The sequence below is a fragment of the Halobacillus sp. H74 genome (genome assembly GCF_052246715.1).
Classification (GTDB): Bacteria; Bacillota; Bacilli; order Bacillales; family Halobacillaceae; genus Halobacillus; species Halobacillus litoralis_A.
The window spans coordinates 295866-321977 of sequence record NZ_JBQQCI010000002.1; the positions used below are offsets into that span (position 1 = coordinate 295866).

The 26112-nt window shown below is 39.0% G+C and carries 33 protein-coding genes and 1 pseudogene; 10 read left to right on the forward strand and 24 right to left on the reverse strand.

Features of this window, described 5'->3' with window-relative positions:
* Position 1: 1 nt before the first annotated feature.
* The 11 genes from ACTWPX_RS04690 to ACTWPX_RS04740 form a co-directional block, all read right to left on the reverse strand.
* Positions 2-1156 carry an exonuclease SbcCD subunit D gene (locus ACTWPX_RS04690; protein ID WP_443118703.1) on the reverse strand — a complete coding sequence of 385 codons (1155 nt, stop codon included), beginning with the start codon at positions 1154-1156 and terminating at the stop codon, positions 2-4.
* 18 nt (positions 1157-1174) lie between these two features.
* Complete coding sequence (locus ACTWPX_RS04695; protein ID WP_128522606.1) at positions 1175-1393, reverse strand: YozE family protein; 219 nt, start codon at positions 1391-1393, stop codon at positions 1175-1177.
* A 119-nt stretch (positions 1394-1512) separates the two neighbouring features.
* The gene (tatC, locus tag ACTWPX_RS04700) at positions 1513-2265 is read right to left on the reverse strand and encodes a twin-arginine translocase subunit TatC (RefSeq protein WP_128522605.1); all 753 of its coding nucleotides are present in this window, start codon (positions 2263-2265) and stop codon (positions 1513-1515) included.
* 75 nt (positions 2266-2340) lie between these two features.
* Complete coding sequence (locus tag ACTWPX_RS04705; RefSeq protein ID WP_128522604.1) at positions 2341-2529, reverse strand: twin-arginine translocase TatA/TatE family subunit; 189 nt, start codon at positions 2527-2529, stop codon at positions 2341-2343.
* Between the two features lie 43 nt (positions 2530-2572).
* The gene (locus tag ACTWPX_RS04710; protein WP_443118704.1) at positions 2573-2749 is read right to left on the reverse strand and encodes a twin-arginine translocase TatA/TatE family subunit; all 177 of its coding nucleotides are present in this window, start codon (positions 2747-2749) and stop codon (positions 2573-2575) included.
* A 132-nt stretch (positions 2750-2881) separates the two neighbouring features.
* Complete coding sequence (gene mobA / locus ACTWPX_RS04715) at positions 2882-3481, reverse strand: molybdenum cofactor guanylyltransferase (RefSeq protein WP_443118705.1); 600 nt, start codon at positions 3479-3481, stop codon at positions 2882-2884.
* A complete protein-coding gene (locus tag ACTWPX_RS04720; protein WP_443118706.1) occupies positions 3481-3975 on the reverse strand; it encodes a dihydrofolate reductase in 495 nt (164 codons plus the stop codon). Before ACTWPX_RS04720 ends, mobA begins: the two co-directional genes overlap by 1 nt.
* Before the next feature lie 26 nt (positions 3976-4001).
* Positions 4002-4961, reverse strand: coding sequence for a thymidylate synthase (locus ACTWPX_RS04725; RefSeq protein ID WP_443118707.1), 960 nt, complete (start codon positions 4959-4961; stop codon positions 4002-4004).
* Positions 4954-5580 (reverse strand): HD domain-containing protein, encoded by a 627-nt coding sequence (locus ACTWPX_RS04730; RefSeq protein ID WP_443118708.1) that lies wholly within the window; start codon positions 5578-5580, stop codon positions 4954-4956. Before ACTWPX_RS04730 ends, ACTWPX_RS04725 begins: the two co-directional genes overlap by 8 nt.
* Entirely contained in the window at positions 5577-6443 is an 867-nt protein-coding gene (locus ACTWPX_RS04735; protein ID WP_443118709.1) for a DUF72 domain-containing protein, read from the reverse strand. The genes ACTWPX_RS04730 and ACTWPX_RS04735 overlap by 4 nt, the downstream gene beginning before the upstream one ends.
* Before the next feature lie 78 nt (positions 6444-6521).
* On the reverse strand, positions 6522-8192 hold the full coding sequence (locus ACTWPX_RS04740) for a formate--tetrahydrofolate ligase (RefSeq protein WP_443118710.1): 1671 nt from the start codon (positions 8190-8192) through the stop codon (positions 6522-6524).
* 310 nt (positions 8193-8502) lie between these two features.
* Here ACTWPX_RS04740 and cspD point away from each other — a divergent pair, with 310 nt between their 5' ends.
* The 3 genes from cspD (at position 8503) to ACTWPX_RS04755 (ending at position 9963) form a co-directional block, all read left to right on the forward strand.
* Complete coding sequence (gene cspD, locus ACTWPX_RS04745; protein WP_281975500.1) at positions 8503-8703, forward strand: cold-shock protein CspD; 201 nt, start codon at positions 8503-8505, stop codon at positions 8701-8703.
* A gap of 161 nt (positions 8704-8864) precedes the next feature.
* Positions 8865-9542, forward strand: coding sequence for a queuosine precursor transporter (locus ACTWPX_RS04750; protein WP_128522595.1), 678 nt, complete (start codon positions 8865-8867; stop codon positions 9540-9542).
* Positions 9543-9555: 13 nt separating this feature from the next.
* Positions 9556-9963 carry a ribonuclease HI family protein gene (locus tag ACTWPX_RS04755; protein WP_443118711.1) on the forward strand — a complete coding sequence of 136 codons (408 nt, stop codon included), beginning with the start codon at positions 9556-9558 and terminating at the stop codon, positions 9961-9963.
* An 11-nt stretch (positions 9964-9974) separates the two neighbouring features.
* On the opposite strand, the gene ACTWPX_RS04760 is transcribed toward ACTWPX_RS04755, so the two are convergent.
* From ACTWPX_RS04760 to ACTWPX_RS04775, 4 genes are all read right to left on the reverse strand, one after another.
* Complete coding sequence (locus ACTWPX_RS04760; protein WP_128522593.1) at positions 9975-10259, reverse strand: DUF6123 family protein; 285 nt, start codon at positions 10257-10259, stop codon at positions 9975-9977.
* A 167-nt stretch (positions 10260-10426) separates the two neighbouring features.
* Positions 10427-10600 (reverse strand): hypothetical protein, encoded by a 174-nt coding sequence (locus ACTWPX_RS04765; protein ID WP_443118712.1) that lies wholly within the window; start codon positions 10598-10600, stop codon positions 10427-10429.
* A 90-nt stretch (positions 10601-10690) separates the two neighbouring features.
* A complete protein-coding gene (locus ACTWPX_RS04770) occupies positions 10691-11200 on the reverse strand; it encodes an isoprenylcysteine carboxyl methyltransferase family protein (RefSeq protein ID WP_443118713.1) in 510 nt (169 codons plus the stop codon).
* A gap of 1 nt (position 11201) precedes the next feature.
* A complete protein-coding gene (locus ACTWPX_RS04775) occupies positions 11202-12287 on the reverse strand; it encodes a type III polyketide synthase (protein ID WP_443118714.1) in 1086 nt (361 codons plus the stop codon).
* 117 nt (positions 12288-12404) lie between these two features.
* Between ACTWPX_RS04775 and ACTWPX_RS04780 the strand changes: the two genes are divergently transcribed.
* The gene (locus ACTWPX_RS04780) at positions 12405-12872 is read left to right on the forward strand and encodes a chemotaxis protein CheX (RefSeq protein WP_443118715.1); all 468 of its coding nucleotides are present in this window, start codon (positions 12405-12407) and stop codon (positions 12870-12872) included.
* A gap of 92 nt (positions 12873-12964) precedes the next feature.
* Here ACTWPX_RS04780 and ACTWPX_RS04785 read toward each other — a convergent pair whose 3' ends face one another.
* Positions 12965-13732 carry an SDR family NAD(P)-dependent oxidoreductase gene (locus tag ACTWPX_RS04785; RefSeq protein WP_443118716.1) on the reverse strand — a complete coding sequence of 256 codons (768 nt, stop codon included), beginning with the start codon at positions 13730-13732 and terminating at the stop codon, positions 12965-12967.
* 173 nt (positions 13733-13905) lie between these two features.
* On the opposite strand from ACTWPX_RS04785, the gene ACTWPX_RS04790 reads away from it, so the two are divergent.
* Positions 13906-14460: a hypothetical protein gene (locus ACTWPX_RS04790; RefSeq protein WP_443118717.1), complete on the forward strand. Its 555-nt coding sequence runs from the start codon at positions 13906-13908 to the stop codon at positions 14458-14460.
* A gap of 108 nt (positions 14461-14568) precedes the next feature.
* Here ACTWPX_RS04790 and ACTWPX_RS04795 read toward each other — a convergent pair whose 3' ends face one another.
* Genes ACTWPX_RS04795 through ACTWPX_RS04805 form a run of 3 tightly spaced genes read right to left on the reverse strand, consistent with a single transcriptional unit; the run spans position 14569 to position 16828 of the window.
* Complete coding sequence (locus ACTWPX_RS04795) at positions 14569-15306, reverse strand: amino acid ABC transporter ATP-binding protein (RefSeq protein ID WP_443118718.1); 738 nt, start codon at positions 15304-15306, stop codon at positions 14569-14571.
* A 9-nt stretch (positions 15307-15315) separates the two neighbouring features.
* Positions 15316-16017 carry an amino acid ABC transporter permease gene (locus ACTWPX_RS04800; protein ID WP_443118995.1) on the reverse strand — a complete coding sequence of 234 codons (702 nt, stop codon included), beginning with the start codon at positions 16015-16017 and terminating at the stop codon, positions 15316-15318.
* Entirely contained in the window at positions 16004-16828 is an 825-nt protein-coding gene (locus ACTWPX_RS04805; RefSeq protein ID WP_281975492.1) for an amino acid ABC transporter substrate-binding protein, read from the reverse strand. The genes ACTWPX_RS04800 and ACTWPX_RS04805 overlap by 14 nt, the downstream gene beginning before the upstream one ends.
* Positions 16829-17289: 461 nt before the next feature.
* Here ACTWPX_RS04805 and ACTWPX_RS04810 point away from each other — a divergent pair, with 461 nt between their 5' ends.
* The gene (locus ACTWPX_RS04810; RefSeq protein WP_443118719.1) at positions 17290-17442 is read left to right on the forward strand and encodes a hypothetical protein; all 153 of its coding nucleotides are present in this window, start codon (positions 17290-17292) and stop codon (positions 17440-17442) included.
* 46 nt (positions 17443-17488) lie between these two features.
* Here ACTWPX_RS04810 and ACTWPX_RS04815 read toward each other — a convergent pair whose 3' ends face one another.
* Together ACTWPX_RS04815 and ACTWPX_RS04820 are read right to left on the reverse strand one after the other, a co-directional pair.
* Complete coding sequence (locus ACTWPX_RS04815) at positions 17489-18955, reverse strand: carboxypeptidase M32 (protein WP_443118996.1); 1467 nt, start codon at positions 18953-18955, stop codon at positions 17489-17491.
* Positions 18956-18997: 42 nt separating this feature from the next.
* Positions 18998-19339: pseudogene (locus ACTWPX_RS04820) on the reverse strand (class I SAM-dependent RNA methyltransferase); the annotation flags it as partial.
* Positions 19340-19549: 210 nt separating this feature from the next.
* On the opposite strand from ACTWPX_RS04820, the gene ACTWPX_RS04825 reads away from it, so the two are divergent.
* Positions 19550-20203 carry a hypothetical protein gene (locus ACTWPX_RS04825; protein ID WP_443118720.1) on the forward strand — a complete coding sequence of 218 codons (654 nt, stop codon included), beginning with the start codon at positions 19550-19552 and terminating at the stop codon, positions 20201-20203.
* A gap of 509 nt (positions 20204-20712) precedes the next feature.
* The gene (locus ACTWPX_RS04830) at positions 20713-20928 is read left to right on the forward strand and encodes a hypothetical protein (RefSeq protein ID WP_443118721.1); all 216 of its coding nucleotides are present in this window, start codon (positions 20713-20715) and stop codon (positions 20926-20928) included.
* Positions 20929-21250: 322 nt separating this feature from the next.
* Here ACTWPX_RS04830 and ACTWPX_RS04835 read toward each other — a convergent pair whose 3' ends face one another.
* From ACTWPX_RS04835 to ACTWPX_RS04845, 3 genes are all read right to left on the reverse strand, one after another.
* A complete protein-coding gene (locus tag ACTWPX_RS04835) occupies positions 21251-21733 on the reverse strand; it encodes a hypothetical protein (RefSeq protein ID WP_443118722.1) in 483 nt (160 codons plus the stop codon).
* A gap of 277 nt (positions 21734-22010) precedes the next feature.
* Complete coding sequence (locus tag ACTWPX_RS04840) at positions 22011-22631, reverse strand: hypothetical protein (RefSeq protein WP_443118723.1); 621 nt, start codon at positions 22629-22631, stop codon at positions 22011-22013.
* Between the two features lie 390 nt (positions 22632-23021).
* The gene (locus tag ACTWPX_RS04845; protein WP_443118724.1) at positions 23022-23288 is read right to left on the reverse strand and encodes a hypothetical protein; all 267 of its coding nucleotides are present in this window, start codon (positions 23286-23288) and stop codon (positions 23022-23024) included.
* A gap of 941 nt (positions 23289-24229) precedes the next feature.
* On the opposite strand from ACTWPX_RS04845, the gene ACTWPX_RS04850 reads away from it, so the two are divergent.
* Positions 24230-25465 (forward strand): YHYH domain-containing protein, encoded by a 1236-nt coding sequence (locus ACTWPX_RS04850; RefSeq protein WP_443118725.1) that lies wholly within the window; start codon positions 24230-24232, stop codon positions 25463-25465.
* Between the two features lie 12 nt (positions 25466-25477).
* On the forward strand, positions 25478-26104 hold the full coding sequence (locus tag ACTWPX_RS04855; protein ID WP_443118726.1) for a hypothetical protein: 627 nt from the start codon (positions 25478-25480) through the stop codon (positions 26102-26104).
* Positions 26105-26112 lie beyond the last annotated feature (8 nt).

The window sequence follows — 26112 nt, forward strand, 5'->3', positions numbered from 1 at the left end:
CTTATTGCCCCCTTTCTTTTTCTTTTATGTGATGTACAGCTTTTTCTATCAGCTCTCTACGTGCAGCGGGCAGTTGAGACCCTTTGATATCTTCATAAAACGAAGCAAATAATTGATGATGAGATAATTTTTGTCTTTCTTTCATTTGATTCAATTCATCCAAACGAGGATTCGTCCTCGATTTACGTCTCTCCAAGTGAAGGATGTTCGGATATATTTGACGGAGTTTGCCCATTGGATCGACCAATTGTCCATCGTCCAATAGGCGGATATGTAGGTAATTTTCAGGGTTTTCAGCTGCGCCCCCTGCTAATAATTCCTCGAAATAACCTTCAATCACTTCGAAGTCGCGTTGTGGCGTAAGAGGTATTTGTTGAATCTCATTATTTCCTGCCTCATCCATTTCTACAATTGTCACTGATTTTTGATGGTTCACTTCAGAAAAAGAATATTTTAAAATAGAACCGCTGTACCGCACCCACTCGCGAGTGACACGCTGGGGTTGATGAAGGTGTCCAAGAGCGACGTAGTGGAAGTCTTTATATAAATTCGCATCTACATATGGACTCCCCCCGACCATAGAAAGACGCTCTTCTGACTCTGATTCCATGCCACCAGCCAGAAAAGCATGGCCGATCCATACATGCCTCTCTTTCATATCAAAGCGGTTTTGGATGTCCTGTACCAACTTATTCGCTGCCTGGTGATGGGATTTAATTTCATTATCCTCAAAAACATAGGCCACTTCAGCAGGTTCTATGTAAGGAATCAGGTGGAAATGTACCGGCCCGTGTTCATCGTAAAGAGTTACGGGCTGCCGTTCTTTCTTTAATTTTGTATCTAAGAATAAACCTTGCTTACGAAAGAGCTCACTGCCGAATTGGAGTCGATCCGGGCTATCATGATTACCGGAAATAGCCAGGACCGGAATTTGAAAATCATTGATCAATGTGGTGAGTGTATCATTCAGTAATTCTACCGCTTGTTTCGGTGGAATGGATCGGTCATATAAATCCCCTGCAATAAGAATGGCATCAGGCTTTTCTTCTTTTACGATTTGGATAAACTGATGCAGAATAGACCTTTGATCTTCTGTCATATGTACATAATTGACAATTTTACCCAAATGCCAATCTGCTGTATGCAATAGTTTCATTTTTACACCTCTCCTCATTCAGTCCTCTTCCATTTTATACATTTCATAGAGACGGTCGAAAGCAGAAAGCGCACTTGGAAAGGGAGCATTCCACTCTAAATAGCGACTGATCTCATCGTAAGTTTTGGCTTGTTTCGGGAAGCTGTGATCTCCGAACATCCACTCGGCTAATTGCTTTTCTTCATCATCTGTGCGATTTCCACGGTAACGCATCATATAATGATAAAAAGATCTCATCGTAATTTTCCTCCTCGGTTATATCTATCTTAGTTTTATCACGATAAACTCGTATCATCAAAAGATAAGAATCCAATTCTAAAGAAAAAGAACCCTCTATATAAGAGGATTCTTCTATATTAATCGGATTCCATGAATTCACGGTGATTTTTAATTTTTTTCCGGTAAACGATCCTCGATAAAACGATACTGATTTCATATAAAATGATCAGTGGTCCAGCAACCACCAGCTGAAGAATGAAATCTGGTGGGGAGATGATTGTACCAATGATAATTAGAACGAAATAGGCGTATTTTCTGACTTTCACTAAAAAGACAGGATTAACGATACCAAGACTGGTCAAAAACATCGTTAAAATAGGAATCTCAAAAAGTACTGCAAAAGGAATCGTCACCCTGAACAGGAAACGGAAATAACGTTCGACCGTGTAAATCTCATTGAACATTCCATCGTTCAAGGACAAAAGAAACGGCAGGATCAACTGGACGAATATGACATATCCGAATGTTAATCCACCTAAAAACAACAGGAAAATGGCAGGAATATAGGATAGGGAAACCCGCCTCTCCTTAGGTGTCAAAGCTGGTTTGATAAATAACCATAACTGCAGGGCTAGAATTGGTAATGTACCTATGATGGCCACAATACTTGCAATCGTAAAGATGATCCAAATGATTTCCCCAGGACTTGTCATATTCAATTCAAAAGGAAGATCTTTAATGAAGAAGGTTTGGATTTGTTCGACATAAAGGAAACCTGCAATGAAAAATAGAATGAAGAATGCAAGTGTCCAGATGACCCTTTTCCTTAATTCACTTAAATGATCCGTTACGTTCATCTCAATATCTTCTGTTATTCTTTCTTCAGACATGCATTCACCTCCAGGCCTTGATGAGCCTGACAAAAAGAAGATGTAAGGGGCGTCCCTTACACCTTCTTTATTCATTTATTCTTTGTTTTTCTTCTCAGTCTTATTGCTCTCATCATCAGACATAATGTCTCCTGTGGCTTTTTTGAATTCTTTCAAAGAGCTGCCGAATGCTTTTCCGATTTCAGGCAGTTTTGAAGGGCCGAAGACGACTAGTGCAATGATCAGAATTAAAATAAGACCTGGTACACCGATGCTTGATAACATGGTTGATCACTCCATCTGTTATGTGTTCAAAAACTTCACTATGTTATTTCTCCGTCTTTTCTTCCTTGCTTTCATCTGTAAGATCACGGGCTGAGTTTTTAAACTCTTTCAATGTATCCCCCGCTGCTTTACCGATTTCCGGTAATTTTTTCGGTCCGAAAATGACTAGAGCAATGGTCAATATCAAAATCAGTCCTGGTATTCCGATACTTGACAGCATGTAAATTCACCGCCTTTTAATGGTTCTATCGACTATTATACAAGAGTAGCATTCGAATTAAAACAAGGACACAAATTGTTCATGAAATACCTGTTTCTTCCCCATCATACCACGTCCGCCCAAGCCATGTCTCTATTTGCTCCCATTTTTCAATAATTCTTCCGCACGCTCATATTCTTCGGGAGTGTTCATATTAAAAAAATGGCGAGACACATCACTTTCAGGAATATCTAGTAACTCCTCCATGTAATAGGTGTTGATCTTTTCAAGTAACCCTGCAACTTTACGATCCCCACTTTCAAGATATCCAGTCAATTCTGGTAAAATACGGCGATTATAAAGGCCTGATAATGGATGAATACGCCCTTCAAAGACCGGAATAATCGCATCTCTGTCTTGCTCCCGAAAACGCAGTATGGAGTGATAAACTTCTGCACTTATGAAAGGCGTATCTGAAGCAGTTATAAGGAACCACTCCTCCCCCCGCTCCTTCATCACAGCATGAATCCCCCCGAGTGGGCCAGCGTCATCGAATCGATCTTCAATAATAGGAAACAACAGATGCGACTCCTGATTCTGATTGATAACAATCTGAGAAGTAATACTCGAAAGGGTTGATGTAATACGATCGAGCACACGTACATCTCCTAAAAGCAAATCTGCTTTATCTCTTCCCATCCGCGTCGAACCGCCTCCGTTAAGGACAACTCCACACACTGTGCCTGCAGACATCAAGAAGTCTTCCGCTCATAAGTTCTGAAATAGTAATCATATGGGTTCTTTTCGTCTTTTTTCCCTTTTGTTTCTGAGATGAGTTCCCACTCTGCTTCATTATACGCAGGGAAGTACGTATCCCCTTCAAACTCATCGTCAATCAAAGTTAAATACATCCGGTCGGCATAAGGAAGCATTTTCTCAAAAAGTACGCTGCCTCCGATGACGAACCATTCTCTTTCCGGCTCGTCCCTTTCCAACTGCACAATTTCATCAATAGAATGAATCACTGTGCAGCCTTCACGGTTATATTCCTCATTATGAGTAATGACAATATGTTCACGCTCTGGCAGCGGCTTTCCGAAAGATTCAAATGTTTTTCTTCCCATGATGATTGTCTTGCCCCAAGTCATATCCTTGAAGAACTTAAAATCATTCGGGATATGCCATGGGAGATCGTTATCCTTCCCGATCAAACGGTTTCGGTCCATTGCAAAAATAAAAGAAATCATCTTTCCCTCTCCTTTTCTTCACCTTACTAAACAGCTACAGGTGCTTTTATGCTCGGGTGAGGATCATAGCCTTCCACTTTAATATCCTCCAAATCGAAATCAAAAACACTTATTTTTTCTTTATTCAATAATAATTTCGGGAGTGAACCGGGCTCCCGTGATAGTTGTTCTTTAATTTGCTTCGTATGGTTGCTGTAAATGTGAGCATCCCCAAGTGTATGAATGAATTCTCCCACACCAAGGTCACACTCATGGGCAATCAAGTGGGTAAGTAAGGCATAACTCGCTATATTAAAGGGTACTCCAAGGAAGATGTCTCCGCTTCTCTGATACAGTTGACAGGAGAGCTTCCCATCAGCCACATAAAATTGAAAAAGAGCGTGGCACGGAGGCAGAGCCATATTTGATGGCACATCTTCAGGGTTCCATGCCGTCACGATATGTCTTCTTGAATCAGGGTTATGTTTAATACTTTCAATCACATTTTTCAATTGATCGATCGTATCTCCCCGGCTTGTCTGCCAATGGCGCCATTGTTTTCCATAAACCGCTCCCAAATCACCAAATTCATCAGCAAAGCGGTCATCATCCAAAATCTTCTGTTTAAAAATACTCATCTGTTCATCATAAACGGCTTTAAATTCCTGATCCTGCTGACTTCGCCGGCCGAAATCTGTCATATCCGGCCCTTCGTATTCCTCACTTTCCACCCATCTCTGGAATGCCCATTCGTTCCAAATGTTGTTGTTTTGCTGGAGGAGATAGCGGATATTCGTATCTCCTTTGAGAAACCAAAGCAGCTCGCTTGCGATCAGTTTGAAGGGCACGCGCTTTGTTGTCATCAAAGGAAATCCTTCTTCTAAATTGAATCGCATTTGGTGACCGAATACTGAATAGGTCCCTGTCCCGGTCCGGTCATGTTTTTCAGCCCCTGTTTGCATGACATGCATACACAAGTCCAAATAGGCTTGTTCATTTTTAGTCATAGCCATTCTCCTCTATGCTGTATTTTGTATTCTGTTCGCGATTAAACTCCTTTAAAAATTCAACCATGAAAGCATGTCGATGCTCTGCTTCCAGTTTTCCACTATCTGTATTCATCAACTCACATAGTTTTAGTAGTTTTTCTTCGAAGTGGCCGATCGAATGTCCTTTTTTATCATCCGGATTATAAACAGGCTGATCACGGGCACCTCCGTAGGCAAACGTTCTGGCGATTCCGACAGCACCGATTGCATCTAAACGATCTGCATCCTGGACGATTTTCCCCATCAGCGTCATCGGCTTTTTCCCTTTACTGAATGACACTGTCTCAATAGCCCCGTTAATGTGGTCGATGTTTTCATCGTTGAAAAGCAGCCCTTTTAATAACTGGGTTCTTTCTTCCAGGGCCGTTTCAGGGTTTACAAACAACTTCGGATCTCCGACGTCATGAAGCCAGCCGGCGACTTCACATAAGAAACGATCTGCCCCTTCATCTTCAGCTATTCTATCTGACCAGCGAGCTACACGTGCCATATGTTCAAAGTCATGCCCTGTGGAATCTTTCCTGAACTTATTTTTTACGAACTTGCGAATTTCATCTCGTACAATAATTTTGTTCATGTTCCCTCCTGAAAATTAAACAAATTCATTTGTCTGGGGTTTAAATCTTCATAATGAACATTCAGTATTTCTTGCATTTGTTTGGCATTATCCGCTGCGTCACCGCCGGAATTATTATTGAACAGCATGGTGATTTCCGGAGTAACTTTTTTCAATTCTTTGATTTTGCCAGCCCATTCTGTAAGCTCTTCTTCATTATAACGATACAAAAACCTCACCTCACGCCAGTCTTTTCGTCCATTCTTATTCCATCCGTGAATATTCCTGCCATGAAAACGCACTAAGGTTTTCTCAGGATGAGTAGGGATAAGTACTCGAGGGACGGATCCCTCACCAGCCTGAGGCTCATCGCAAATACTATGAATCCATTGTTGATCTTTCATGAATGTTATAGTCTGTTCCCTATAGGAAGGCTGAAACCATGTTCGATTCCGGAACTCTAAAGCGATCGGGTAATCTTCCATCCAATCACGAATATAGCGGAGTTTCCGAATGTTTTCCTTTTTAACATCAAACCATGGAGGAAACTGGAAAAGCAGTGCATTCACTTGCCCAGCTTCCCAGACGGGTTGAATCGATTCTTCATATCGTTTCATTAAATCACGTGCTTCCTGGGCGGATCGTGATTCGCGGTCATGGCCAGTCAGCTGTTGAAATGCTTTGATGACAAATGAGAAAGACGCAGGTGTCTGCTTCAACCATTTCTGATAGTGAGTCACAGGCTGAATCGCATAAAAGGCAGTATCCACTTCTACAACAGGAAAGTGTGAAGCGTATTCTGAAAGCTTATTCTCCTGCTTTACTTTATCCACATATAGGGAAGGATGATCCCCCCATCCAGTCAAACCAATCTGAACGGTCACACTATTTCCTCCTTCTTCATATGTATCCATACCATAAACATTGTAGCAAAAGCCATCCACCCATGACCAACAAGAATATTAGAAGAGCCCTTTGATGACCCCTTCTTCTGTGATATCCATGTTGAGAGCTGCTGGGTTCTTCGGTAAACCGGGCATTGTCATTACATCACCTGTCAGAGCGACGATAAATCCCGCTCCTACAGATGGGTGGAACTCCTTGACTGTAATCGTAAAGTCTCTTGGCCGTCCCAATTTTTCAGGTCTATCAGAAAGTGAGTATTGTGTTTTCGCCATACAAACAGGCAAGTTTCCATAACCCAATTGTTCCATTTGAACCATTTGCTCACTTGCTTTACTGGAGAATTCGACACTCCCAGCACCGTATATTTTCTTAGCGATTTTATCGATTTTCAATTCAATTGGATCATCCAATCCATAAGAATATTGAAGGGATGTAGTTTTTGCTTCACAGAGACGAACGACTTTCCCCGCTAAATCAAGTCCCCCCTCGCCACCTTCAGCAAAAACATCGACTAGAGATACCTCCACGCCTTGTTTTTTACACCATTTTGTCAGCAAGTCTATTTCTTCCTGGGTATCTGCAGGGAACTTATTTACTGCTACAATAAATGGCAGCTGGAATTGCTCTATTGTTTCGATATGTTTTTTTAAGTTTTCCATTCCTTTATTCAGTGCCTCAAGGTCTTGTGAGTTAAGTTGGTCTTTCTTCAATCCTCCATGCATTTTCAATGCGCGGATGGTAGCAACGATCACCACGGCATCCGGTTCCAGGCCAGCTGCTCTTGTTTTGATGTTTAAAAATTTTTCTGCACCTAAATCTGCACCGAACCCTGCTTCAGTAACCACGTAATCTCCTAATTTCGAAGCAAGTTTAGTAGCCATAACACTATTACATCCATGAGCGATATTAGCAAACGGACCTCCATGGATGAGCGCCGGGGTGTTCTCTAAGGTTTGGACTAAATTCGGCTTGATGGCGTCTTTTAACAAAAGGGTCAAGGCTCCTTCAAAACCTAACTGCTCAACATTAACTGGTTGTTTTTCATATGTATAACCAATGACGATTTTACCGATACGCCTTTTCATGTCTTGTAAATTTGCAGCAAGGCAAAGGATAGCCATCAGTTCCGAGGCTACCGTAATATTGAAGCCATCCTGCCTCGGAATTCCTTTGCCTGGACCGCCTAGACCGACGACGACTTCTCTCAATGCACGATCGTTAATGTCCATGACGCGTTTCCACCCTATTCGACGAGGGTCAATGTGCAGTTCATTGCCATGTTGGATATGATTATCAATAAAAGCCGCAAGAGCATTGTTTGCAGACGTGATTGCATGGATGTCTCCAGTGAAATGAAGATTGATTTCATCCATAGGTACGACTTGCGCATACCCACCTCCAGCAGCTCCACCTTTGATCCCCATCGTTGGCCCGAGGGAGGGTTCCCTTAATGCTATAATCGCTTTTTTATTCAAGTGGTTCAATGCTTGCCCTAAACCGACTGTCACTGTTGATTTCCCTTCCCCTGCAGGTGTGGGGTTGATGGAGGTCGTCAAAATCACTTTCCCCGAAGGTCTATCGGAGAGTTTTTCCAATAAGTCATCAGAAAGCTTTGCTTTATAATGGCCGTATGGTTCCCAGTCTTCTTCGGTCAATGATAGTTTTTCTGCTATGTATCGGATAGGTTTCATTTGAGCCTGGCTTGCAATTTCAATATCGGATTTCATTTCAATGCACCCTTTCCTAATCAACTACTTATATTGTACCCCACTCGAGAGAAGAGAAATAGCCATGCCTGTCACAAAATTTCTGTCCATAATCTTCACTAAAAAATATAGTCAGAATGTTGACGCTCTTTTTTGATTACGGTATATTATTACTAAGCAAATAACGTGATCGGAATCATAAATGACAGGTGTTTTCCCATAGAAGTGCTCCGGAATTTATTTTTCCGCCGCATGGCTATGGGAAATTTTAATTCCATCAGTTATTTGTAATTTTCCACGTTTTACGTGAAAGCTCTAGGAGGATCTTATTATGCAAAATGGTACAGTAAAATGGTTTAACGCAGAAAAAGGATACGGTTTCATCCAGGTCGAAGGTGGAAACGACGTATTTGTGCACTTCTCTGCCATCGAAGAAGAAGGTTTTAAATCACTAGAAGAAGGTCAAACCGTAACTTTCGAAATTGTAGAAGGCGACCGCGGCCCTCAAGCTGCCAACGTTGTGAAAGAATAAATAAAATCCTGAAGCAACCTCGAAGGAGGTTGCTTTTTTCTTTGAAAATCAGGGCTTTCTTGCAAACTGGTTCATTCCATCGTATAATTTAGGGCTGTTGGTTTGAATTACCCGCGGTTCGAAACCTCCCGCGACATCAAAACTAAGGAGGAAATTTAAAAATGGCCAATGAATGGTTATGGATATTATTCGCTATTATCAATTTCGGATTATTATTAGGTGTTTACAAAATATTCGGTAAACAAGGTCTGTTCGTCTGGATTGGGATGTCTACGGTTATCGCGAACATTCAAGTCGTAAAAACTGTGGAAATATTCGGTCTGAATGCTACACTTGGCAATATTGTTTATGGTACTGCATTTTTAGCTACAGATATATTGAATGAGAAATATGGCAAGAAGGATGCCCGAAAAGCTGTTTGGATGGGTTTTACCACATTGATTATCCTGACTGTCATTATGCAAATGGCATTGCAGTTTACGCCTGGAGAGAGCGATATCGCCCAGCCTGCCTTAGAAACTTTATTCGGAATTGTACCCCGGATTGCGCTTGGAAGTATGATTGCTTACATCATCAGTCAATATTTTGATGTATGGCTTTATTCCCGATTGAAGCAACTCTTCCCGGGTGATGGTTCCTTATGGATCAGAAATAATGGCAGTACAATGATAAGTCAACTGCTGGATACAAGTATTTTCTGTTTAATTGCTTTTTACGGTCTTTACCCAATGAACGTGTGGATTGAAATTTTTGTTACCACTTATATCATTAAGTTTATCGTTGCTGCATTGGACACACCGTTCTTTTATGCAGCCAAAAAAATACAGCATTCAGAATAAGGGGGGCATTGTCGTGATCGAAGTCTATACAGATGCAGCGTGCAGCGGAGAACCGGGATTAAGTGCAGCCGGAATCGTCATAAAGCACCAGCAAACCATCCATGAATATCAATATTTCTTAGGAACCTGGACAAATCACGAGGCAGAATTTTTGGCGATTATCCGTGCGTTGGAAATCTGTCAAGAACAGTTCCCCGGTGAAATCCTCTCCATCCGTTCCGATTCTAAAGTAGCGGTGGATACAATGGAAAATAACTTTACGAAGAATGTGAAATTCTCTCCTTTATTTCAACGTATTCAATTATTACAACAAGCTTTTCCATATGTATTCTATAAGTGGATTCCTGATAAGCAAAATAAAAATGCTGACCGCCTTGCAAGGAAGTGTCTGCAAAAAACACAAAACCCAGATCAAAGATGAGCTGGGTTTTGTTATCCACTTGATGCGGAGTATAAACGCTTTTCTATGGATTGATAAGCTTGGCGTTTACTGTTGATATGTGGCTTTGCGATATGTTCCAAGACACTGATGAAAAAGCTGGGGTCGAATTTTTGTTGGACTTTCAACGTGGTACGGACAGCGATGATCGTTTTCCATTCTGTAGCATTCGTTGAATTTTTACCAAAATAGATGAACCGGACATCTTCATCACTTAACTTAAACCCTTTCGTCCACAAATCTTCAAGAAAATAGGCTAATGCATGCTTCTTATCCATAAGTCGCTCCTTACCGAATTCATGAGTAACTGCGTTTTCCCCTTTCAACTCCTTATATCCTATCACGTTCGTTTCTTTTACAACAATGGCATATAAGCTGTCCCTCTATTTTTTCGACATTTCTCATCATTTATCTCATCATATCAAAAAATAAAAGCCAAGTGGATTCACCTGGCTGAAAAAGTCCGTTCATATGCTTTTTTCTTTTCCACTTGAGAACGTCCAGCACTTTCTCTGATGACATCAATAACAGACTTCGCAGGTGTACACCCTATTTTAGCTAAAAGGTAAACCATCAAACCACTATACACAGCGACTACCATTAAAATGATCAATAGCATGTCGTTCTCACCTTTCTAATTGAAAATGATTTTCATTACTGATTAGATTATAGCAAACCCATGCAGTCCACGCAACAATTATCAGAATATTCATACTCTTTTTTCGAGCGCCTGCTCTTCGGCTGGGATTCTTACAGCCAGGATGAGTAAATGAAAAAATGGAAAAACCACCGCAGTCATATAAGCATGGAACAATAGAGGGATGATAAGCAGCTCAAAAAACACAATGACATAATTGGGGTGTTTTATATAGCGGTATATGCCTTTCCTTATAGGGGCTTCATCTGGCAATACTAAAATTCTTGTATTCCACCTTTTTCCTAAAGACCGAATACACCAGACCCTAAGTGCTTGCAGGATAAGAAATGCACTAAATGCTAAGTAAAAAAAAGCCGTAAAGACATATGTGGTCCATAAAAATTCACCCATGAGACATAGGAAAAAAAGTGTATGGAGAAGAACGAAGAGAAAATAGTGGCCCTGCCCTGATTCGATAGCCCCTCGTTCAAGCATCCATTTCCTGTTCCGATCGGCTAATGCCAACTCGCCTAACCTTTGGAAAATGAGAAAGGCGAAAATCATCCATAACAAGATATCCAATTCACATCCACTCCAAGCTTACAATTTCTGAACTGAACCCAGGCCCAAGAGAAGTCATAATTGTTCTTGTTCCTTTTTCCAAATGTTTATTCATAGCCTCATGTAATACAAAATGGACGGTAGGTGAAGACATATTTCCATGATTCGCCAATATCTGCTTAGGAATCTCTAACACACCTTCCTTTAGTTTGAAAACTTCTTCATATCCCTCTAATACTTTCCTGCCTCCAGGGTGCGCGATGAGGAGGGGAAATTCGTCTATCGTCCATCCGTTTTGATGAACCACTTCTTCTGCATGGAGACTCCAGAACTCTTTGACAAGTCTTGGAATGCTTTTATTAAAGATTACTTCAAATCCCGAATCCACTACCTTCCATCCCATTACATCAACGCTATGACGCTTTGTTCGTGAATTCGAGTTCAGAATAGCAGGCACGGCACCCGTACGCTGTTTTAATAATTGCGAATTATCTCCTGTAATAAGAACAGCTGAAGCGCCATCACCGAACAAAGCAGTTCCCACAAAATTACTTACGCTGGAGTCATCCGGTTGAAAGGTGAGGCTGCATAATTCGACACAAACTACCAAGACGTTTTTTTCTGGGTTTCCCAACAGCCACTCATAAGCGCGTGCCACACCACTCGTCCCACCAGCACACCCGAGTCCGAAAAGTGGTGTACGGGTGGTAGATTCACGAAAACCCAGTTCATTCATGATGTATGCATCTAAGGTAGGTGTGGAGATGCCGGTGGATGAAACGAAGAGAATATGATCAATCGATGCAGGAGAAATGTGCTGCTCCAACAACTCCTCATTAGATAGACAGGAACGGATCGCACCAATACTATATTGTAATGCTTTTTCATGGTACAGATCATTTCTCTCCTTTAATCCGTGTGGTTTATGAAACCACTTTAGAGGAGCAGCAAACTGTCTCTTATCGATTTCAGCATGTTCAAAAATCGGTAGCAGCCGTTTTTTTTCATGTCGTTTCAATGGAAAAAGGTCATAAACGAATTGCTGGATTGTTGCTTGGGGGTAGCTGAAATCTGCAACTTTAATTCCTGTCGATAGTATGTATGGCATTGTTTTCCTCCTTTTTGTTAATATGCGCAGAAATCGGAGGAAATATGACTATTATCGCGGGATAATGTGATATGATTGACCTAAGTCTATTGATGTCTTTTTATGGAGGGGATCCGTGTGTCTTTAAGTGAATCAATAACAGCTGTATTGAATGGAAGTGTAGATTCTGTACATAGCATCATGCCCTTTGAATTAACAATAGAGAAACCTTCTATTCTTCACGAACCTCAAAATAATAGCGAACTCGCTGTTTTAATAGGGGTGACAGGTGATGTGACGGGCAAATTGATGATTGAAGGATCAAACTCAAGCTTCGGTTATGTTGGGGAGAAAATGTATGGCATGCCGCTTGAAGGCGAAATGCTTTTTTCATTTACGGGAGAGCTCGCTAACATGATCGCCGGCCACTTAGCCACGAATGTGTCTGAACGAAATCTTTCACTTGATATTACTCCCCCGACGGTCATTGAAGGGAATGCTGAAGTTCACGGGTTCAAACGAGGTTTTCAAGTTCCTGTGAATCTCCAAGAAAATCATACTCTTCATCTCGTACTCATGATTGAAGAAAAACAAACGAAAGCTTAAAAGAAAAAAAGGCCATCCAGTATTGAATGGGCCTTCTTTCTTATGGTCTGGATCTGTGATACAAAAGAGCATGAATAACTCGCTGACTTCAATCAAAATCCATAAATTGTCATCCCACCGTCTACGAACAATGTCTGTCCCGTCATATAATTCCCCGCATCTGATGCCAGGAAAACAGCAGCTCCACTCAATTCCTCCAATTTTCCAATCCGATTGAGCGGTGTCCGATCGAGGATCGACTGGACATAGTCTTGATCTTGCAACAACTGTTCTGTTAATGAGGTTGGAAAATACCACGGTCCGAGGGCATTGACATTTATATTATACTTGCCCCATTCAATCGCCAAATTTTTTGTCATTTGAATGAGAGCGCTTTTGGTCATGGCGTAAACCACTCCCGTTCTAAGCGCTGTGTGGCCCCCAACAGATGAAATGTTGATGATTTTCCCTTGTTTTTCACCTTTCATAACCAAGCCTGCATACTGGGATAAAAAGAAAGAACTTTTCATATTAGTGGACACAATAGTATCCCACTCTTCTTCTGTAACATTTTCAGCTTCACTACGGATATTCATGCCGGCATTATTCACCCAAATGTCGAGGGGTCTACCTCCTCTGATCGACTCGACTTCCTGCTTGATCTCTTCATACTGATTAATATTTTTACAAATCGTGTAGGCTTCCTGTCCCAACCCTTCCACTTCTTCCTTAGCCTTGGAAAGGTCCTCCTCATTCCTGGCAATTATGATGACGTCGGAACCTGCCTCTGCAAAAGCTAAAGTAATTGCCTTTCCGATCCCTTTCGTCCCTCCGGTAATCACTGATAATTTCTCGTCTAACCTGAAACTTGGTAAGTACATAATAGCCCCCTATTTTATTTGATGGAGTTTTCTTTAAGTAGTAATGATGAACGATCCTTCCATTTTCACAAACGAAGGAATTTTCTGTATATTATAACATTTTTGCTAATTATTTACATTACAACAAGATTACAATAAAATTAGGACGTCAAGTATTAAAAGGGGGCATTTATATGAAAAAATGGTTGCTAGCGCTAGGTCTTACTAGTGTGCTTGTAGTAGCAGGATGTAATGGCGACTCTTCTGAAGAGAATACAAACGGGGACACAGACAATAACACAGAAGAGACTGATGAAAGTAAAGACAACAATGGGCAAAACGTTAAAAAAGAACTACTTAATGCTCAAATGGAACTGAAAGACACTTTCAAAGAATATCAATCGAAAATAGCTGGCTATCAAGCAGAAGTTTCTGCTGAGGAACCAGATGCTGAAGCAATCAAATCTGCAGGTGAAGAGGCTCAATCAGCAGCAAAAGAAGCTGCAGAAACTGCCAAGGATTATACAGTTGAAACGGAACTGCCTGAAGAAATGAAAACACAGTTCGAAGATTCCTTGACTTCCCTTCAATCGTATTACGAAGAAGTTGCAAGTGCCTTGGAGGAAAATGCTGAAGAAGCTGACCTTTCAAAAGCAGAAGAAAAGTTCAAAGAATTCAATGATCAACTCGGACAACTCTATGAAGATGCAGGGCTGCTGGCACCTGACATGATGAAAGAGTTATCTTAAAAAAATATGATCGCTCAAGTTAAAACCCCAACGGCTACCGTCGGGGTTTTTGCTTTGCTGTTTAAAGTACCAAATTTCCATGATTTTTTACAGAGAAACATTTCCGAATCACTTACGAATTCTCTTCAGGAACTGCTGGGTTCTTTGGCGCTGAGTATTATGGAAGATTTGTTCAGGAGAACCCTCTTCAACAATTTCTCCTTGATCCATAAACAGCACACGATCAGCGACTTCCTCAGCAAATGACATTTCGTGGGTGACGACTACCATAGTCATCCCTTCTTCTGCTAATTCCTTCATTACATCAAGAACATCACCGACAAGTTCAGGATCCAGAGCAGAAGTCGGCTCATCAAATAGAATCACTTCAACACCTGTAGCAAGGGCGCGAGCAATTCCTACACGCTGTTGCTGCCCGCCAGATAATTGATGCGGATAAACATTCAGTTTTTCGCCCAAACCGACTTTCGTCAGAATATCAGAAGCTCTTTTTTTCGCTTTACTTTTGGCTACTTTCTGCACAGTTACCGGCCCTTCCATCACGTTTTCCAGTGCAGTCAGGTGTGGAAAAAGATTATGGTTTTGAAAGACCATCCCGGTTTGCTTTCTGAATTCAACTACTTGTTTTTTCTGTACAGGTCGGGCGAAATTCATGAATCGAGAACCTATCGTAATTTCCCCTTCTTCAGGTGTTTCTAAAATATTCAATGTCCTGAGCAACGTCGTTTTGCCGGACCCCGATGGCCCGATGACGACAACCACTTCTCCCCGGTCTACTTCCATATTGATGTCTTTTAACACATGCAAGTCCCCGAAATATTTGTTTAAGCTTTTGACTGTAATCATCGAATCCTCCTATTTTGCAACATATCTTTCTAATCTAGTTTCCACGCTGTCCTGGACAAAGGATAGTCCTACGCAAATGACCCAGTAGATCATAGCAGCTTCGGTATAAACGAGTAAAAATTCATAATTTTGCGCAGCGATTTCCTGTGCTTTCCTGAACATTTCTGTATAGGTAATCGTAGAAGCTAAAGAGGTATCCTTGATCAAGCCGATAAATGAATTGGATAAAGGTGGTATAGAAACTCTTGTCGCTTGCGGTAAAATCACCTTTCTTAAAGCTTGTAAATTCGTCATACCTATGGAGTGAGCTGCTTCCCATTGCCCTTTCGGTATAGACAGAATGGCAGCTCGGATGATTTCAGAATTATAAGCGCCCATATTTAGAGAAAATCCGATAATTGCAGAAAAAAGCGGATTGATGGTTACTCCCACGGATGGCAAACCGAAAAATATGATGAACAATTGTACCAATAACGGAGTTCCACGGATGATGGAAACATAAATCCGTGCAATAACTTGGAGAACTTTTACACTGGAAAGCCTCATTAAAGCTGTAATTATTGCCAAAATCAGCCCGATAGCAAACGTTATCAAGGTCAATGGAATCGTATAATAGAAAGCCCCTTTCACCAAAGGGAGAAAAGAGCTGACTAAAATATCCATATACCTTTCTTGCATTGCTGGGTTCGTGAATATATTACTTAGATACATCTTCGCCAAACCATTTCTTAGATATTTCCAAATACGTCCCGTCATCTTTCATTTCCTGTAAAGCTTTGTTTACAGCTTGTACAAGCTCATCATTGCCCTGCCTGAATAAAAGCCCGCTTTTAGAAGCTTCATCTTGTCGAGCTGCAATTTTAACAGGGGTGTCTGGTCGCTGCTTCTTATAATCCAATACAGACAACCGGTCATTCACAGTAGCTTCAATCCGTTTTGTGGCAAGCATTTGCATGGATTCATTGAACCCTTCCACACTTGTGATCTCAGCTCCATTCTCTCTGGCAATATCAGCAAAATTACTTGTCATCGATTGAGCTGTATTTACCCCTTCCAAATCTTCAAAGCTAGTAATGGAGTCGTTTTCTTCGTGAGTGACGATGACAGCAGATGATTGAATATAAGGATCGGAGAAAGCATATTTTTCCTGGCGCTCTTCAGTAATCCCAACCTGGTTAGCTACCATATCAAAACGCTCAGCATTCAACCCCGCAAACATCGAATCCCACTTCGTTTCATTAAAAACAGCTTTGACTCCTAGTCGATCAGCAACTTCTCTTGCAATTTCAACATCAAAGCCAGTCAATTTATCTTCTTCATTATGGTAAGTATACGGACGATAGGTGCCTTCTGTTCCTATGACAAGTTCTCCACTATCCTTAACTTGCTCAAGGAGAGTTTGGTCCCCGGACTCTTTATCATTCGAATCACCTGATGACGATTGTTCTTCTTGATTTCCACCACAGGCGATCAATACCAATGCCATAGCTATAAAAGTTAAGATTAATACAGATTTCTTCATTACTACTCCTCCTAAAACCAAGTAAGTTTATGCGTATTATCGCTTTTATGATGTTAAAGCAGAACCGCTGAGTTGTCAATCGTTTTACACTCCATGAATTTGAGACTCCCCAACAACTTTCATCCATTATAAAGCATTAATTATTTCTATTCAGGATTATGTATTTACTATTATTTCTGGAGAACTCCAAGTTATCCGATATAATCATTCAATATCGAAAATCACAACTTTCATAGTCCATCTGATTAAATTGAGTAAAGTAAAAAAGATAGGAGTGAGCTGCGAGGCCACTGATGAACTAGAACTTTTTGAGTTATTCATAAAGGAGCCGATGTGGACGATTTTATCGTTCACATCGGCTTCTTTCAATGTACAAGGAAAAAAGAGTGATTTCTTTGATTTTAAATCAAAGAAAATCACTCTTATTAGGTGGACCTCGTTGATTCCACGATGAGCGTTCGGTGGTGATGCCTGCGGGAACAGCGCGAGCCGAAGGTCCACTTGGTCAAGTGGTCTTCTTGACCAAGTTAGCTGAGGCCGTGCCCGCGGCAAACATCCACCGACAAGCGATTCGTGAGAAGCAACAACAAGCTTTAACAACTCCTCTAGATTAAGAAGGGTTTTTCAGTGGCCTCGTGAACTGCTCCCATCTTTTATGCATTAAAACTTGTAAATATTTTTGTATTTATTCGTCAAGTATTCAATTAGATATTCTGGATTAAGGCCTTCGCCAGTTACATCATGAAGGATTTCCAACGGTTTTTTCATTTTACCGTATTGGTGGACATTCTTTGTCAACCAAGCTTTGATTCGTTGGAAATCACCTTTTTCTATACATTGATCAACGTCCAGTTCTTTTCTCATTTGTGCTTCCAATTGAGCAGCGTACATATATCCTAATGCATAAGAAGGAAAATAACCGAAATCTCCGCCAGACCAGTGGATATCCTGAAGGACGCCTTCTGCGTTGCTTTCAGGTCTGATGCCCACATAGTCCTCCATTTTCTGATTCCACATTTCTGGTAGGTCCTTCACTTCAATTTCACCTGCAATCAAAGCTTTTTCAAGCTCATACCGCACCATAATATGCAGACAATACGTCAATTCGTCGGCCTCTATTCTAATTAAAGAAGGTTTTACTTCATTGACGGCTGGATAGAATTCACCTAATGAAAGTGTTTTGAATTGTACGGGAGCATATTCTTGAAATAGCTCATAATGATTCTTCCAAAACCCTTCACTACGGGCAATGAAATTCTCCCAGAAAAGTGATTGGGATTCATGTATCCCCATGGATGTACCTGTTGCCAGCGGCGTAAATGCTAATTTGTCATCAATGTTCTGTTCATAAAGGGCATGACCGCCTTCATGGATCGTGCCGAATATCGCAGTGCGGAAGTCACTTTCATCATATTTCGTCGTGACCCGGACATCATTAGAATTCAAACCGATTGCAAAGGGATGTAAAGTCTCATCCAATCGGCCTGCGTCAAAATCATACCCCATTTTTTTCAATATTTCTTCACTGAACTGAGCTTGCTCCATCTTCGGAAAATGTCCTTCTAATACCGAGGGATCAGGTTGCTCAGGAGCTGACTGGATCTGTTGCAATAATTCCGTCAATGCTTCTCTCACTTTAGGAAACACTTCATCCAGAACTTCCACTGTAACCCCTGGTTCATAATTGTGTAAAAGGGCATCATAGCGATGGGTTTCATAGCCCCAGTAATCAGCGAACTTCCTATTGTATTCAACAAGCTTTTCTAAGTAAGGGCGGAAACTTTCGAAATCATCGTTTTCTTTTGCCTCTGCCCACATTGATTCCGCTTTGGATTGTAAAGTGACGTATTCACGGTACTCCTTTGTAGGAATTTTTGCCGTTTTATCATAGGTTTCTTCCGCTTCTTCTAATGACTTCTGCACAATAGGATCAGCCACTTTTCCTTTTAACTCGTCAATATAACTACGCATTTCCGCAGAAGTTTGAATTTCATGAACTTTTTGCGATAAGACGCCTAGTACTTCTGAACGGCTTTCTATCCCCTTTTTCGGAGCTTTTGTCCGCATATCCCATGCCATTAAACCGATTGCTTCCCCATAGGAGGATTGTTCTTTCAATAGGTCCATGAATTTTCCTTCTGTCGACTGACTCAAAATCTCATCTCCCCTTTATCGAACGTGTTTTCCGAAATACTGATAATAATCGGTTTTGATGAATCCGTTGAAGAGCTTTCTGCGTTTCGTAGCAGGTTTCCCGTATAGTTTTTCGAAGCCTTCATGGGAAGTCAACACGTAAATACTCCAGGAAGGATGATCGCGCATGATTGTCCCAAGATCACGATACATCTGCTCCACTTCTTCACGTTCGCCCATCCGCTCTCCATAAGGAGGATTAGACACAACATAGCCATTATCCTGCTTCGGATTGAAATCACTGATCTGCATTTGCTTCCACGAAATCAAATCCCCAAGACCTGCTTCCATCGCATTCTTCTTAGCGATATCAATTAGCCACAAAATAAAGTGTAATCATCAAGTTGACCAAAATATCTTTTTCTAAATTTATAGTACCAATAATCTGGTTAATTTACTAATAATCGGTACTCATATACCCTTTATTTACCAATCCGCTTTTTTAAATAAAAAACTATATAAAAAGGTTGTTCAAACTTATCTTCCTTATTATGATTAAATTAACGATATATAAAGGGGTTTAACACTATGAAGAAAAATGCCCTCTCCTTTGAAGCTAATTTATCCTTAGCTGAAAAATCATTACCTACTCTAGTTTACAATTGTGCTCTTTTAGAAAGAGTACCTGTTACACATTCACAAGTCATTACATTATTACAGGGACAGTCTGTTTCAGGTGTGCGTGTAGACGATTTACAAAAAGTCTTGAACCTTATATATGCTTGGAAGTACATGTTAGACAATATATCTATACCTTTGGATTTAACCTTCATTAAAAATGTGAACCGCTTCGTTGCATATAATGAAAGCATTGAATGGGGAGTATTAAGATGGGGGCAGGTCGGGATAACTGGTACAAATTATAAGCCGCCGATACCTAATGAAAATGAAGTGGAAGTGATCATAAGAAAATTTTTCTTCAAAGAAAGAAACATAGATGGAGCGATATCATTTATGTTGTGGGCAATGAAATCACAGTTATTTTGGGACGGTAATAAACGCACAAGTGTAATCAATGCAAATAAGTTTTTAATAATGAATGGTTTAGGAATTGTTACATTTCCCAAAGAGTTATTAGAAGAGTTCAATAAAACTCTTTCATACTACTACCAATTCAACGATAAAAGAGGTCTTGAGGAGCTAATTAAGAACCGTTGTATTTTTATAAATTTTTTAGAATGAAAAAAATTCCAGTTTCATTTCTTGACTTAATTCGTGTTCAGTCACTAAATTCCTAAAACTTCTTAATGCATCGTTAGAAATCTTATAGGGGCATTGTAAATAAACCTCTTCCACAAGCTTATTAGTTGGCGTAGTAACTTTATTTAAGTCCGTCTTCATTAAAGGCAGTTAATGCCGCTCCACTTAAGGTAATGTACATGTCCTCTATCTCAAATAAGACTAATCTACAGAATGCTCCCTCACTCTAAAAGGGGAATTTTCTATAACGAACATATACATACATTAAAAATAGCTAGTAATTTTACCATAAACGAATACTTAATTAAACACTATTTAATAAATTTAGTCACAAATACCTATATAAACAATATAGATTTATGATATTATTGCTATGTAGCCAACTCAGGAACTTTGTTAGGGTACATGAGTGAGCTTACTTTTTTGCAAAGGGCATAACAGCGGCTTAAACAGCCGCTGTTATATCCTAATTCATTAGGAGATGAATAAAAATGGAAAAGCGCAAAATTGCTCATGTAATTGTAGATAGTACAAATGGTAAAGACTTAGATGACCTATTGGAATTGTTAAAAGATTTTGCGTGGGATAAGGATATATTAACACCAATCGAAATTGAAAATATTAAAAGGGCAAAAAGAGAGATAGCAAAAGGTAACTACTACACTTTTGATGAAGTATTTGGAAATGATAATGGAGATACCGATTAATTTATATATGAAAAGGAGCTTGCGGTGATACAGCCCCCATCTACAAACCCATTCCAAAAACAGTACATCGACCATTGCATCATATTACCTTTAACCTCTCCCGGATAATCTACTGATTGCAATGCACAAATATTTAATTGCAACATACCCCTTAAACACTTCCCTAGAATTGAAAATTGCAAGTGATACTTTTATGAAGTTTTTTATTAATTCTTTCCGTAAAGACAAGGAAGAAAAGTATCTTAAATTTGAATATGTGCCGGAGAACTAACAAAGCTTGAATTGAATACTCCAATAATGACATCTGTTAATTCAAGTCTTACTATATCTCCCTAGCCTTTTTATCTCGGTAATCATCAATATGCTCTCTAATATTCTCAATTAAAGTCCAATACTCATTGGAAAGATAAGAATCATCTTCAGGCTCAATATCTTCATTAAATTCGCATTCAGCAAGTTTATTATCAATAGCCCACAGGGTGTTGGCTACATCTTTATTAATTAAGTGTAATTTCTGATATAGAATTGGTCTGATTTCCCTTTTGTATATTTTTGTATCCAGTTCTGTAAAATGACCACCAATATGAGTTACCATAATATGCTCTCCATCAACTTTTAATACACTATTATAAATTTCCATTTTTTCTTCTTCTTTTAGCTGTTTCTCTTTTTCACGTTCTCTAGAGAATTCAATCGATAATTTATCTTTTTGTGCTTTTCCATTTACATAGGAAGTTATCCAACCCCCACTTATTCCCCCTAATAATGTAAATAGACCTGTAATGATTTGAACCCACGAATCCATGATCTCAACACATCCTTTCCAGAATATTGTATCAAGAATCAAGATAACATGGTGATAAATTTAGTACCAAATAGATTTAAAGAGCCTAGAGCGCCGGTATTGGAAAAAGCTGCAAAAATCATTCTACAAGCGTTACAGTGACAATACTGTTTTCACCTTATAGTATCGCTCATTATAGACACATCTACTATTTTACTTTCATCATTTCCGATAGGTGCTTCATTTTTTGCCTGTTACTTAAAATCACTTCTCCAATTAATGATAAGCCCCCCTTATATTAATCAATATTCGGCATCATAACTTCAATCTTGTCTACACTGCTTAAAATATCAGTAGATAATTCACTAAACTTTTTATTAAATTCCAGTAATGAGCCAGTAGGACTTTCTGCTAAAGAAACAAACTCTTTATAATTACCGTACAATTCCAGCGTTTCATCATAAACCTTCTGAAATTGTTCAGGTGGATCATTTAATTCCTTTAAATCACTTTCAATATTAGAAGAACCACTTTGCAATTCCTCCACTTTACCAGTCCCATTATAGAAGTTTTCAGTTCCAATAATCACCGTATCAAAATCACCTTTTGTAGATACTGGTAGTGGATCATAAAAATCATAGTTGAAATACTCTTCCATGTCATTAACGGATATATTTAATACGGTTTTAAGATCATCTTTTGTAATGTCACGTTCAATTGCAATACTCCATAGTTGTGAATAAGTATTTAGCATCTCCTCAGCCGTTGCTCCACTATTTATGATGTCAGTTGAAATTTGTTCTAACTTTGCACCATACTCCGCTTCAGTCAAACCTTCTTCTTCTTTTGCACCTTGAGTTTCTACCACTCCACAACCAAATAGTAAAAATAAACCGAACAATAATAATACCTTTTTCATTAGACTTCTCCCCTTTTATATCTATTTCTACATAATAATTCCATATACCTCCTTCTATATGACTAAAAAACCAAAAATGAGCCTTCAATTTAATCTTATAAGATACTTACTATTCTTCATACTCTCCACGCCAATATTTATAGGCTAAGCTGATGCTATCGGTGTTTAGTCATCTCTACTGTCTATAGCTATCACATCTTCTGTGAGATAGAGAGTTAGTCTTAATCCTTCATTTTAATCGTATATCCATATCGGCGAGCTGTTTTTCATAAGTTTTACTTTTTTATTTCGTAGGGCTGCCCGAAAAAACTACCTCCGCATTAGGTTTAGTATGGCAATTATCCACACAAATAAAAAAGCACCCCTGTTGGGATGCTTTAAATATAGATATTAATAATTAGATACAGTAATAGGATAAATAGACTTTCCGCTTTCTAGAGCTATTACATCTATATGTTTTGTATCTTCGTCCAAAGTTAATTCCTGATTTTTGTTCTCTGCAAATATGATATCAGAGGAATAAAGATGATTGCCTCCTTTATCCTTCTGCACTATTCTTAAAGGAATATCAGCGTAAACGGAAAGTGATTTGGTTTCAACTGGTGTATTACTTTTAATATATTCGCCTTGTTGGTATTCAATCTTATGATTTTCCACTTTTATACAACCTCCCTTCTTTTCTACACTATTTCAATAAAAAGGGAATTATTACCTGCTTCAAGACAACTAAAAAAGTTTTAAAATTTCCTTTGTGCAAAAATCACTTACATTGGCTTTTGCATAATATCAGTACCTCTTCAACCTGTCGCGGATGATCTACTGTCTGCAATGCTCGTTAATAATATCTCAGCACAACTGTAAACCATCCCCCCCTTGAAAAAATTCATATAATTACAGTTATGTGTATTTATTCTGGTCAATAATTAATTGACTTGGAAATAAGCTAAAAAACGTTCCCCTCCTCCTAAACTTCTTCGTAAAGTGAAATACTATTTGATTACATAACTAGGATAATATTCATTTTTATCCTTCACTGTGATTCTAACTATTTGGTCTTCAGTTACATGCATTTGATGTCCTGTGAAGTTGGATATGTTATTTAATTTGTTGTCCCACTCATAATACTGAATGAGAAATAAGGCATCATGCACTTTCCTACATTCGTTAAATTTGATTATATGTGTACCTCCTCTGTCTGGGAGTTTAAAATGGAGGTAATAATTGTAACCGAATTCTGCTTTAAGCCGAAAATGGTTGAGGAAATTGATTGAAGTTGTTCTATTTAGCAACATAAACACCTTCTTATTTAGTATATAGGTAGATTATACCACACCGTTTATATAGGAGTTTTTTTAAAAGAATTTTATTTGTAACATGTTTTTTCTAAACTTGATACATATCATCCTTGTTCCGCTTCTAATTATCTACCTTGAAGAGTTTAGGTATCAGTTAGATTATTAAAATAACACTCTGAACCTATTGTAAGATATACAATATATGTGTTAAGACTTTTTTCTTTATAATTTGTTAATTTTTTCTACTAAATGATTATTTTTCATTGTAAAATAGAGTATGAACTTACTTTAAGGAGATGTAATATGGAAAGATTTAAAGGTTTTACTTTGATTTTTGTTCTATTGTTGCTTGTTTTAGGCTTTCAAGATTATGCCTCTGCCCACTCTGGTAGAACGGATAGCAGCGGTGGTCACAACTGCTCAGCAAAGTCGATTGAAAAAGGTTTATGTACTGGATACCACTATCACAATGGTGGAAGCTCATCATCTTCTTCTAACTCAGGCTCTAGTTCGTCCACTCCTAAATCAACTACACCGAAACCTTCTGATAAGGACTGTGATGACTTTTCTTCCTACGATGAGGTGGTTGAGTATTGGAACAATAAAGGTTACTCAAAAGACTACGATCCAGAACGACTGGATGGCAGAGGGAATACAGTCGATGATGGAATACCGTGTGAGCCACCTTCTACGTATGACATTTCAAAGATTAACAATAGCTCTGCTCAAATAGCAAAAAAAGAAGAGGGTAATGGCAAAGACGATGGCTATTCAATTGGATATAAAGACGGTTTTTCGGATAAAAGTAAGAATGCTTCAACAGATAAAGGATCAGTGTCATATAAAGACGGATATGAAAATGGATACTTAAAAGGCTACAACGAAGGTCAAGCCAAATTTGAGTCCGAGAAGAAGACTGCTGAAGAAAGCGGATATGCATTTGGTAAACAAAATGATGAATTGAAAGTACCTTCTAACTATAGTAATAACAAGCTTTTGTCAGTTGCTTTCGAAGAAGGCTTTAACAAAGCAATTGAAGAAAAGGTAAAGAAAAAAGAACAAGAATACAATGCAGCGGGATATGAGGATGGTAAAAACGATGAAGATAACTCCCCTAATGATGTTGAAGAAAGCTACGTAGAGTCTTATAAAGAAGGTTTCAATAAAGGACAAACCGAATTAATGGAATCATATATCACTAAAGGCTACGAAGATGCTTTTATACTGCTCAAATACAAAGAACCCTCTTTAGAAAAGCCTAAGTATATAGATTGGTACAAGCAAGGGTTCCAATCCAACAAAGAAGTATTGAAAATCCAAGACTTAGCATACGAAATGGGGTTAAAAGGGGAAGAGATGGTCGTGCCAGAAGATCATATTGCTTCAAAAGAAATCTATGAACACCACTACAAGGTTGGTTTAGAAGAGTATAAAGAACAACAACGAGAAGATGCAGTTAACACTTCCCTCTTTTTTGGAGTCCTATGTTTAGGTTGGCTTAGTCGTAGGTTCTATGTAGCTAAAAAAATGGTAGCTTAGGAGGCGGTCATTGTGGGAATTTATCAAACATTGTGTTACAAAGCGGAAGATGCTTTCGTTAAAATCATTACGAAAGATAAAAATAAAAAAGAAGTAGAGTACAAAGTACATTCTTATAGAGAAAATAAAGAAACAATCAAGAGAAAGAAAAAAGAAGAAGCACAGGCACGCATTGAAGAAAAGAAGAAACAACAGGAGTTAAAAGAAGAGCAAGAACGGAAAGAAGTCATGCAGATACTTACTAAATTTGTAGATTTAGATAGTAAAGAGTATACAATATATGAGTTTAATGAAGTAAAGAAGAACAAGACTTTTTTCACGAGAGTGTTGAAAGAAGTTTTTGAGGATGATGAACAAGGTCTAACTTTCGTTCAATGCGAATTTGATAAGACTAAGAAACAAGAAATAAAGGGTTACTTGTTGGCTACTACAAAAAGAGTATGGTTTGTATCAAAAGACTTAAGATTCAACCAAAAGTTCAGATATCAAACAATAAAAAGTGTTAGTTCCTTTAAAGATAGCCTTATTGAGAAAGGGATCTTAGTTCAATATGGTACTAAGAAGCTAGAGTTTGATGAAATTTTCGAGAATGAGCAACTTCAAAAATTCATAAATACAATAAGAAGCAACACTCCTTAATTTAAAAA